General features: G+C 41.7%; 10 protein-coding genes. 4 read left to right on the forward strand and 6 right to left on the reverse strand.

Annotated elements, in window-relative coordinates; all coding sequences use genetic code 11:
- The first annotated feature begins 62 nt into the window (after nucleotides 1–62).
- Nucleotides 63–338, forward strand: coding sequence for a hypothetical protein (locus AC2CZC_RS04850; protein ID WP_484584015.1), 276 nt, complete (start codon nucleotides 63–65; stop codon nucleotides 336–338).
- Nucleotides 339–1,079: 741 nt separating this feature from the next.
- Here the strand turns inward: AC2CZC_RS04850 and AC2CZC_RS04855 are convergent.
- The 4 genes from AC2CZC_RS04855 to AC2CZC_RS04870 form a co-directional block, all read right to left on the reverse strand.
- A complete protein-coding gene (locus tag AC2CZC_RS04855) occupies nucleotides 1,080–1,643 on the reverse strand; it encodes a hypothetical protein (protein WP_484584016.1) in 564 nt (187 codons plus the stop codon).
- Between the two features lie 84 nt (nucleotides 1,644–1,727).
- On the reverse strand, nucleotides 1,728–1,856 hold the full coding sequence (locus AC2CZC_RS04860; protein ID WP_484584017.1) for a hypothetical protein: 129 nt from the start codon (nucleotides 1,854–1,856) through the stop codon (nucleotides 1,728–1,730).
- Nucleotides 1,857–2,032: 176 nt separating this feature from the next.
- The gene (gene galE, locus AC2CZC_RS04865) at nucleotides 2,033–3,049 is read right to left on the reverse strand and encodes a UDP-glucose 4-epimerase GalE (protein ID WP_484584018.1); all 1,017 of its coding nucleotides are present in this window, start codon (nucleotides 3,047–3,049) and stop codon (nucleotides 2,033–2,035) included.
- 65 nt (nucleotides 3,050–3,114) lie between these two features.
- A complete protein-coding gene (locus AC2CZC_RS04870; protein ID WP_484584019.1) occupies nucleotides 3,115–3,978 on the reverse strand; it encodes a hypothetical protein in 864 nt (287 codons plus the stop codon).
- Between the two features lie 287 nt (nucleotides 3,979–4,265).
- Between AC2CZC_RS04870 and AC2CZC_RS04875 the strand changes: the two genes are divergently transcribed.
- The 3 genes from AC2CZC_RS04875 (at nucleotide 4,266) to yjjG (ending at nucleotide 6,432) form a co-directional block, all read left to right on the forward strand.
- Entirely contained in the window at nucleotides 4,266–5,165 is a 900-nt protein-coding gene (locus AC2CZC_RS04875) for a phosphoribulokinase (RefSeq protein WP_063361318.1), read from the forward strand.
- 62 nt (nucleotides 5,166–5,227) lie between these two features.
- Nucleotides 5,228–5,761: an inosine/xanthosine triphosphatase gene (gene yjjX / locus AC2CZC_RS04880; protein ID WP_063361317.1), complete on the forward strand. Its 534-nt coding sequence runs from the start codon at nucleotides 5,228–5,230 to the stop codon at nucleotides 5,759–5,761.
- Nucleotides 5,758–6,432: a pyrimidine 5'-nucleotidase gene (yjjG, locus tag AC2CZC_RS04885; RefSeq protein ID WP_484584020.1), complete on the forward strand. Its 675-nt coding sequence runs from the start codon at nucleotides 5,758–5,760 to the stop codon at nucleotides 6,430–6,432. Before yjjX ends, yjjG begins: the two co-directional genes overlap by 4 nt.
- A 16-nt stretch (nucleotides 6,433–6,448) precedes the next feature.
- On the opposite strand, the gene rlmB is transcribed toward yjjG, so the two are convergent.
- Both rlmB and rnr read right to left on the reverse strand, forming a co-directional pair.
- Nucleotides 6,449–7,186 (reverse strand): 23S rRNA (guanosine(2251)-2'-O)-methyltransferase RlmB, encoded by a 738-nt coding sequence (gene rlmB / locus AC2CZC_RS04890; protein WP_063370014.1) that lies wholly within the window; start codon nucleotides 7,184–7,186, stop codon nucleotides 6,449–6,451.
- A 2-nt stretch (nucleotides 7,187–7,188) separates the two neighbouring features.
- On the reverse strand, nucleotides 7,189–9,681 hold the full coding sequence (gene rnr, locus AC2CZC_RS04895) for a ribonuclease R (RefSeq protein ID WP_484584021.1): 2,493 nt from the start codon (nucleotides 9,679–9,681) through the stop codon (nucleotides 7,189–7,191).
- Nucleotides 9,682–9,840: the final 159 nt, after the last annotated feature.

The raw sequence follows: 9,840 nt of genomic DNA on the forward strand, positions 1-9,840 counted from the left end.
TGTAAGGTGCCCCATAGGTACCCCCAAAAAGTAGGACGGGTACCCTTTAAGGAAAGCTTCGAATGGCATTTTACGCAATAGAAAAACGCAAGACTACAAGCGGTGAAACTCGATACAATTGTCGAGTTAGAGCAAAGTTTAATGGCAAGATTATACACAATGAAAGTAAAACATTCAGCAAAATGAGCATAGCCGATAAATGGGGTCGGCAACGTGTTGAAGAGTTAGAAGAAGAGCTTTTGAAGGGAAAGAGCAAAACTGTTCCCCTAGGTGTTCTTTTAGACATGTATACAAAAAGCAATGAACTGTGGGGGAAAACAGGTAGGACAAAGCGCTAAGTAATTCTAGTGTTGATTGATTGCGAATTAGCAAAGATAGACTCTAATCAACTAAAAACAAGCGTTCTAATTCAGCATAGGTGCAACGGAGAAGCGGCGAAATGCCGAATCGCCTTGAATTACCCCAAATTCGATACACAGTTCCCCAATAGTCCCCCATATATGAGTTGGACGAATCAATAACTTAGGGAATAAACATGGCGTCATATTCAATAGAAAAACGACTGAAAGCAAACGGAGACATATCGCATCGCGCTGTCGTCTTTGTAAAAAACAAGGGCAAAATTATACACCGTGAATCCAAAAACTTCAGTAAAAAGCATTAATAAGAAGAAAGGAAAGCACATGCTTTATAGTGACGACATAAGCCGCTGGAGCACAGTATTTTCAACGGATACAAATATTGGCGGTAAAGTAAAAGCGGAAGTAATGATAAATCTAATGCTTTTGGAGGTTCACTACAAAGGGCAATACAACTTTCTCCGATTAAACTTCGCTTAGCAGTTAACACATGAGGCTCTTCATTGTAGTGTCTACATATGAAAAACTCTTACTAAAATGAACATAAGAAGAGAAATCATCTTCCATTTCTGTAGAAAAATAAAACCACCATAAATTTTCATATAATATCCCCATAGCTTGAAAACTGAGAAAATATAGCATTGTAGTAATGCTGCTTTAATAAGGACTTTACTAACTAAGGTGAATCACAAATACATGTACACCAAGACATTAAAATATTTACCTATTACCTAGGCCAAAATGCTTTTTATCTAGAAGTAATTTAGTTGGATAACTTATTAATATAATAAAAGCACTGATATTACATATGAAAAAAGATGCAGCAACAAATGAATTCAGTAAGCTGTAGCTAATATCTAAGTACCCACGAACTACCAGTTGAATCAAGTACAAAGTTAGTTCAATGAACATTAGATAGGATACAGACCTTGCGATACTCGAAAACCCACACTGTCTGATGGCATGAAGTAAAAATAAAGAGACAAAGAAAAAAGTTAAATTAACCATACCTAAAAAGTAAAAAAATCGACGCAGTGCAATCTTTTCCATAGGTAAAGTTATTATGTGATCGGAAAGTATGTTGCCTATGATAAAAAATACCACAGTGCAAAGTGCAGTAAGGAAGCAAGAGTGGAGTGTATGATCGGCTTTAGTTTTTAAACTACTTTTACCACCGAAAAATAGGCTGAACTTTCTTTCCCAGAAAATTACCATTAAGAAAAGAACTACCAATGAAAACAATGCTCTAAATATCCAGTCAACATAAGCAAGAATTTCATTCATATTCGCCTATACCTTTCTCCAAAATGTTATCATCCTTGCTGTAAAGCATTACCCTTGCTGTGAAGATTACCCTTGCTGTGAAGATTACCCTTGCTGTAAAGGTACCATTCTCGCCATTTGCTGAGGCGGCGCCTTACTAACTGAAGTTCCACCTGCAATAACTTTTATATCATCAACTGATAACTGTTTTAGCTCTTTTTTACTAAGCTTCACTTCTTGACTCCTTTAAATGAATAATTTAATTAAAAACAATGTAACAACCAATTTTTTTTAAGTCAAATATTAGCCCTCGTAAGTATTTTCGAGTTTTGAGGGCCTAGTATTATTGAAAGTAAGTTCTTATTTGACCAATGACATTGCAAAAGGGGTTGACCAGCAATTACTTCAAATTAATCAACATATCCCTCAGGGTTATTTTTTTGCCAGTTCCAAGAGTCGCTCATCATATCACTTAGGCCTTTTTGAGCTACCCATCCAAGCTCTTGTTGCGCTTTTTCCGGCGCAGCATAACAAGCTGAGATATCTCCAGCACGGCGCGGCTTAATATCGTAAGGTATTGGAACACTAGAAGCAGATTCAAATGCCTTAACCATATCCAGTACAGAATAACCGTTACCTGTACCTAAATTATAAATATGTACACCATGATTCTTATCTAATTTTTGCAGAGACTTTAAATGGCCTACCGCAAGGTCAACAACGTGAATGTAGTCTCGCACTCCAGTTCCATCATGGGTTTCATAGTCATTACCAAAAACTCCTAATTTCTCTAATTTCCCTACAGCAACTTGTGCAATATAAGGCAATAAATTATTAGGAATACCATTTGGGTCTTCACCAATTAAGCCCGAATCATGTGCGCCAACAGGGTTAAAATAGCGCAATATAGCAAACGCCCACCGCTCATCCGATTTAGCAACATCTTGCAAAACCATTTCTGCCATAAGCTTTGAAGTACCATATGGATTGGTGGTACCACCAACAGGGAAATCTTCTCGAATAGGGAGGCTTTGAGGATCACCATACACAGTAGCAGATGAGCTAAACACCAGTTTAAACACATTTGCATGCCTCATAGCATCCAGCAAAGTTAAAGTGCCTTGTACATTAGTTTGATAATACTCAATCGGCTTTTGGACTGACTCGCCCACAGCTTTTAAACCCGCGAAATGGATGACTTGGTCAATACTATGTTTTGAAAATACAGAATCTAAAAAGTCACGGTCTAAGACACTTCCCCTATAAAAGGTGACCTCTTTGCCAGTAATTTCCTTAACTCGACTTAGTGCCAGTGCAGATGAATTCGCTAGATTATCTACTACAACAACTTCATCGCCTTGATTAAGCAACTCAACAACAGTATGCGAGCCAATATATCCCGCACCACCTGTAACTAAAACTACCATGTTTTTCCTACCTAAAAATAAATCATATACACAGGCTATACCACCAAACTAGAAGTATATAGCGATTATCGCTCACAAACAAAAGCCAAAGCCCCTTCATAATAGCTTAATCTGGTGATCTCAGTATCACAATAATCTTGTAAATTACGCCATAACTTAACTGACTTAGGCGCATCTATATTTCTCATAAAAACTTTATTATCAATTGCATACGCTAAAGTACTCTCATCAAACCACGTATAGTCACGGACACTTTTAGGTAATCTGAACTGCTTTTTTACACTGCCAGTAGAACTTGAGTAAGTTGCAAACCACTGCTCGCCATCTACCAAATATGTGAAACTATAGATACCTCTCGCAGAGTTATAAGCTAGACTACGTCCAATATCGTTTGCTACAACCTTAGGCAAATGTCCTGATAAATTTGTAAATTGTAGCGAATGTGGCTCGCCTAAAATGAACAGAATAACATCTTCATTTTTACCCCAAGCATGGTAACCAACAGGTTTAATATGCTCAAAAATACGTGATGGCAATTGTGATTTATCCTCTGGGTAAAACCACAATCTCTGCTCCCCAGACTGCTCTACCACTATGGTTGAGATGCCTTTTTTATGTGGAAAAATTGTCGGGGAATACTCAGATTCAGGCGTATTAGTCAAATTGGTATGCGATTTATTATCGAAGCGGTATAAGAACAAATCTGTTTGAGATTGCTCCTGTGCTTTGACTTCTTTTGTATAGTAAACCCCAACTTCTGTTATCAGTGGCTGATTATGATAGGCATCTTTATCTGTCAGAGGCTGCACAGAAAACCCTCTCTCGCTATCTTGTGCCAACCATATTTGGCTTTTGGGCATTGCAGCCTGTGCATGTGTAATGATGATAAAGCTACATACCACCAGAGAATTGATTAGGGCTTTATACATTGTGATTCCTTTTTATTTTTGATCTTACCCAGTACACACTTCAAAAACCAATAAAATCTCATATTTAAATACATCCACGTTATATAAAAAATTACCTATGCTCGCAAAGCGCTTGCGAAATTTTCGTCTTTCAGTAACATCAAATTAAAGTTCCAGTGATGATAACAGCGGTTTTGTTGTGCTTCACATGACTTAATGCAGAAGCGCGATTGGTGCGCAACATAACTCGGCTAGCACGCTGTTCATAAGTTAGGCCGCGATTAGATTCCGTTTTTATTGAGGTTATCATGTCACAACAACATCCAATCATTGCTATCACAGGCAGCTCAGGCGCTGGAACTACCACCACAACCAATGCAATTAAACATATTTTCCGCAGTCTCGACGCCAAAGCGGCACTCGTTGAAGGAGATAGCTTTCATCGCTACACGCGCCCTGAAATGGATAAACTCAAACGTGAAGCCTTACAAGAAGGCAAGCATCTAAGTTACTTTGGCCAACAAGCCAATGATTTTGCAGCCCTTGAAGAATTATTTGCCAGTTATGGAAAGACAGGAAACGGAAGAATACGTAAGTACTTACATACATTCGATGATGCAGTTCCTTATAACCAGTTACCTGGTACATTTACACCCTATCAAGATTTAGAAAACAATACCGATATGCTGTTTTATGAGGGCTTGCATGGTGGTGTAGTCACTGAAGAACATAACGTTGCTAAACATGTTGATTTGCTTATTGGCATGGTGCCTATCATTAACCTTGAATGGATCCAAAAGCTTATTAGAGACACACATGAGCGTGGCCACTCACGAGAAGCAGTAATGACTTCTATCGTGCGAAGTATGGATGATTATATCAATCATATAACCCCGCAATTTTCTCGCACACACATTAATTTCCAGCGCGTACCAACAGTCGATACATCTAATCCCTTCAGCGCGAAAGACATTCCTTCGCTAGATGAAAGCTTTGTGGTGATCCGCTTTCGCGGTATTGAAGATGTGAACTTCCCTTATTACTTGCAAATGATTGAAGGCAGCTTCATGTCACGGGTCAATACCTTGGTTGTCCCTGGTGGTAAGATGGGTTTGGCGATGGAATTGGTGTTAACACCACTTATTAAAGATTTGCTCATCAAAAAACGTGCCTATGAAAATTTAGCCCCCACAGAGCTCAATATTTAAATTTGCCTTATTTCACTTTCCCTCAGTAAACTAACCACTCAAAATTGAGGGATATGAAATAAATGATGCTCAAAATACTCGTAGGTTCTAAAAATCCAGTCAAAATTAACGCCGCAAAAACAATTTTTCAGCAATACTTTCCAGAAGCAGAAATTATTTGCGAAGGGCACCATGCACCTAGTGGTGTGCCAGACCAACCGCTTGGCGAGTTAGATACGCGTTTAGGCGCTCAAAATCGAGTTGATTATCTTAAAGAGCAGTATGATGCGGATTATTACTGCGCGATGGAAGGCGGTGCTGCTAGATTTGACTATGGCGCAGCCACATTTGCATTTGTCGTCATTGCAGATAAGCAACAAACCAGTATCAGCAGAAGCTGCAACCTCCCCCTTCCCGACAAAATATATTCAGCTTTAGAGCAAGGTGAAGAGCTTGGACATGTTATGGATCGCGTATTCAACACCACCAATATAAAACAAAAAGGTGGCGCGATAGGCCTGCTTACGAATAACCTTGCCACAAGAGAAAGTTCATATACACAAGCACTCACGTTAGCCATGGCACCGTTTATTCATTCAGAGTTATATCGTTCATGAAGTACTCACATATCATTTTTGATGCCGATGAAACGCTATTTCATTTTGATGCTTTTCTTGGTCTGCAAACCTTATTCAAACAACATGGTGTCACGTTCGATCGACAAGACTACGATGAATATCAAACCCTCAATGCGCCGCTTTGGGTGCAGTATCAAGATGGAAAAATTGATGCACAAACACTGCAAGTGACGCGCTTCAATGCATGGGCTTCCAAGTTATCTGTTTCGCCAGAGTCTTTGAACCTAGGCTTTTTAAACGCCATGGCAGATATATGCACCCCTTTGCCGGGCGCACAGTCACTGCTGTCAGCGCTCAACCCTGCTGTTTCATTGAATATCATCACCAATGGATTTACTGCGCTACAAGAAAAGCGCTTACATAAAACAGGGTTTAAACACTTTTTTGATCATGTGGTGATTTCTGAGCAAGTGGGCGTCGCTAAACCGGATCCTCAAGTCTTTGAGCACACATTAGCGCTGTTAGGTAAACCAAGCAAAGAGCGGGTTTTGATGGTGGGAGATACACCCAAGAGTGACATTTTAGGTGCTAATCGATTCGGTATTGATAGTTGCTGGTTACAGCATGATGGACAAACCTGCCCAGAGGATATAACGCCAACTTATCAAGTCAGTCATTTATCAGAATTAGAGGCGCTACTGGTGAAGTAGCCCCTCCAAGTAATGCTTACAAACTGCGTTGGCGCAGTACTTCAAACAAGCAAACACCGGTCGCAACCGACACATTCAAGCTAGACACTGTGCCAACCATCGGGATTTTTACCAATAAATCACAGTGCTCTCTGGTTAGGCGACGCATACCATCGCCCTCAGCGCCCATCACAATCGCGATTGGGCCTTTTAAATCTGAAGTGAAAACCTCACTGTCAGTTTCACCAGCTGTACCTACTACCCAAACACCCGCTTCTTTAATGTCACGAAGTGTTCTGGCTAGGTTAGTCACCTGAATAAGCGGTACAGTCTCCGCGGCACCACACGCTACTTTACGCGCCGTACCATTGAGTTTCGCAGACTTATCTTTTGGTACAATCACCGCGTGTACACCTGCCGCATCAGCACTGCGTAAGCAAGCACCTAAGTTGTGCGGATCAGTCACACCATCTAGTACCAAGAAAAATGGCGCGGCGTTAGCATCGATGATCCCTTGCAGGTCATTTTCATTCAATGTACGCGGCGCTTTAACATTGGCAATAATGCCTTGGTGTTGCTCGCCTTTCGCCTTGTTATCTAGCGCTTTTCGCTGCATAAACTGCACCGAGATACCAAATTTACGTGCTTCATTAACCACGGCACTCAAGCGCTTATCATCGCGCCCTTTTAGTGCGTAAATCTCCAAAAAGCGCTCTGGCTCTTTGGCTAAAATGGCTTCAATAGAGTGAAAGCCAAAAATTAATTCATTACTCAAAACTATGCTCCAGCACTATTTTTTTGTCTCTTGCGGGCATTTTTACCCGGCCTTTTTGCCTTGGTGGCTTTTTTTCCTGTACTCTTTTTAGCGGTTTTTTTATTTCCTGATGCGCCCGCTTTTTTGCCTTTTTTCAACACCCCTTTCGGGGTTGTTTTTTTGCGCTTTTTGGCTTTTTTAGCGCTTTTTTCTGACGAGTCATCTTGCTTATCTGACTTACCATTTGGGATCTTGCCTGCCTTCAGCTGGGCACGAACGCTACTTTTAGCAGCATCTGAACTCGGCTTTGACTTTTTACGACGTCGCGCGTAGCGATCTGGTTCAGCTTCATCTGCCAGCACCAAATTGATGCGTCGCTCATCCAAGCTCACTGATGCCACAACCACGCTTAGCTTGTCACCTAAACGATAAACCGTTTTGCTATGCTCTCCCACTAAACAGTGCTTTGCACCGTCAAAATGGAAATACTCATGGCCTAAATTGCTCACATGGATCATGCCGTCAATTTGCAATTCATCAAGGCGAACAAATAAACCAAAGTTCGTGACTGACGAAATCACCCCTGAGAACTCACTGCCAACATGGTCTTGCATAAACTCACATTTGAGCCAATCTGCTACTTCACGTGTTGCATCATCAGCGCGACGTTCAGTCATGGAGCACTGCTCACCTAACTGATCAGCCTCATCAGCATCGTATACATAAGCACCAGATACGGTTTGTCCCTGCGCCGCTATGATTCCTTTGATTGCACGGTGCACCACCAAGTCAGGATAACGTCTGATCGGTGAAGTAAAATGCGCATACGCTTTCAATGCCAATCCGTAGTGGCCGATGTTGTCTGGTTGATACACCGCTTGCTTCATGGAACGAAGTAACATGGTTTGGATCAGCTCAGTTTCAGGACGCTGACCCAATGATGCAAGTGCTTCGGTCAGCTCAAGTGGGGTCGGCTCATGACCTATCGGGCTCTCTATGCCCAAATCATTTAAAAACTGTCTAAAGTGACTCAATTTTTCAGGATCTGGCTCATCGTGAACACGGAACAAACTACTCGCGTCGTGTTTTTCAAGTAGCCTCGCCGCAGAGACATTGGCCAAGATCATGCACTCTTCGATCAGTTTATGTGCATCGTTTCGAACCACAGGCACAATTGATTCGATCTTACGATATGCATTAAATACAAAACGCGTTTCCAGCGTTTCAAACTCAATCGCACCACGAGTTTGACGCGCCGACTTCAGCGCCATATACATATTATGTAGTTCAGTTAGATGCTCAGTGACATCTGCATACTCTTCACGCAGTTTTTCATCACCTTGTAAAATCGCATGTACCTTTGTATACGTAAGACGCGCATGGGAATTCATCACGGCTTCGTAAAAACGGTATCCAGACAATTTTCCAGCCTCTGAAACTGTCATCTCAGCGACCATACATAGTCTGTCTACTTTTGGATTCAGTGAACATAAGCCGTTAGATAATACCTTAGGTAGCATGGGTACTACTTGCTCAGGGAAATACACTGAGTTACCGCGCTCAATCGCTTCTTTATCTAACGGACTATTTTTTTCAACGTAGTGAGAGACATCAGCAATGGCTACCCAAAGTCGCCAACCACCTGAACGCTTGCGCTCACAATGCACGGCATCATCAAAATCTCGCGCATCTTCACCATCAATGGTCAATAATGGTAGATTGCGCAAATCAATACGTCCTAGCTTGTCTTTTTCGGCAACAAACTCACCGTGTTTGCTGACTTGTTCTTCAACGGCTTGAGGCCACACATGCGGAATATCATGGTTGCGTAATGCCACTTCTATTTCCATGCCCGGCGCCATATGATCGCCAATGACATCCGTAACTTTACCAACGGCATTCATTTGCTTGCTTGGGCGCTGCGTAATTTCGACCTGCACCATTTGGTTATGGCGAGCCCCTTTTTCACCGCCTGGCAAAATGACAATATCTTGAGTTAAACGCGGATCTTCAGGCACAACCACCGCCATACCGTGCTCAACAAAATAACGCCCTATGATAGGGGCACGTTCAGACTCCAGTACACGGACGATACGCGCTTCAACTTTACCGCCAGAGCCGCGGCTTGCCGCCTTGGCTAATACCCAATCTCCGTGTAATACGCGATCCATTTGATGCTTGGTAATGAACCAATCCTTTTTCTCACCGTCGACTTCCAAAAAGCCAAACCCATCACGATGACCAATGACCTTGCCTTTCACCAGGCCATCATCACAAGGGATAACGTAGCATTTGAATTTATTGAAATGCAGCTGTCCATCGCGCTCCATAGCACGAAGACGGCGCTTAAAGGCAACTTGGCGCTCTTCTTCAAACACATTAAGTGCTTGGCACAATTGGCTAAAGCTGGTCTTTTTACTACTGGCTTTAATCTTTTCCAGTATAAATTCACGGCTTGGAACTGGATTATCGTATTTTTCTTGTTCTCGAGAGAGATAAGGGTCCTGCTTTGACATGCATAAACTGTGTAAAGGAGTTATAGCTATATTCTAACGCAAAACATACTAATGGCCTAACCAAACAATTTAAGGCAACCATAATTTCATAATCAGAGATGAGTTCCAACTAGCCATCTTAATGTCAAGTTGGAACTCTGGGAGAGTTAAGTGCACTGC

It is taken from the genome of Pseudoalteromonas sp. MMG033, from assembly GCF_057197785.1.

Coding starts and splice junctions, on each gene's coding strand:
- AC2CZC_RS04850 (WP_484584015.1), top strand. CDS start 63: ATGGCATTTTACGCAATAGAAAAACGCAAGACTACAAGCGGTGAAACT.
- AC2CZC_RS04855 (WP_484584016.1), bottom strand. CDS start 1,643: ATGAATGAAATTCTTGCTTATGTTGACTGGATATTTAGAGCATTGTTT.
- galE (WP_484584018.1), bottom strand. CDS start 3,049: ATGGTAGTTTTAGTTACAGGTGGTGCGGGATATATTGGCTCGCATACT.
- AC2CZC_RS04870 (WP_484584019.1), bottom strand. CDS start 3,978: ATGTATAAAGCCCTAATCAATTCTCTGGTGGTATGTAGCTTTATCATC.
- AC2CZC_RS04875 (WP_063361318.1), top strand. CDS start 4,266: ATGTCACAACAACATCCAATCATTGCTATCACAGGCAGCTCAGGCGCT.
- yjjX (WP_063361317.1), top strand. CDS start 5,228: ATGATGCTCAAAATACTCGTAGGTTCTAAAAATCCAGTCAAAATTAAC.
- yjjG (WP_484584020.1), top strand. CDS start 5,758: ATGAAGTACTCACATATCATTTTTGATGCCGATGAAACGCTATTTCAT.
- rnr (WP_484584021.1), bottom strand. CDS start 9,681: ATGTCAAAGCAGGACCCTTATCTCTCTCGAGAACAAGAAAAATACGAT.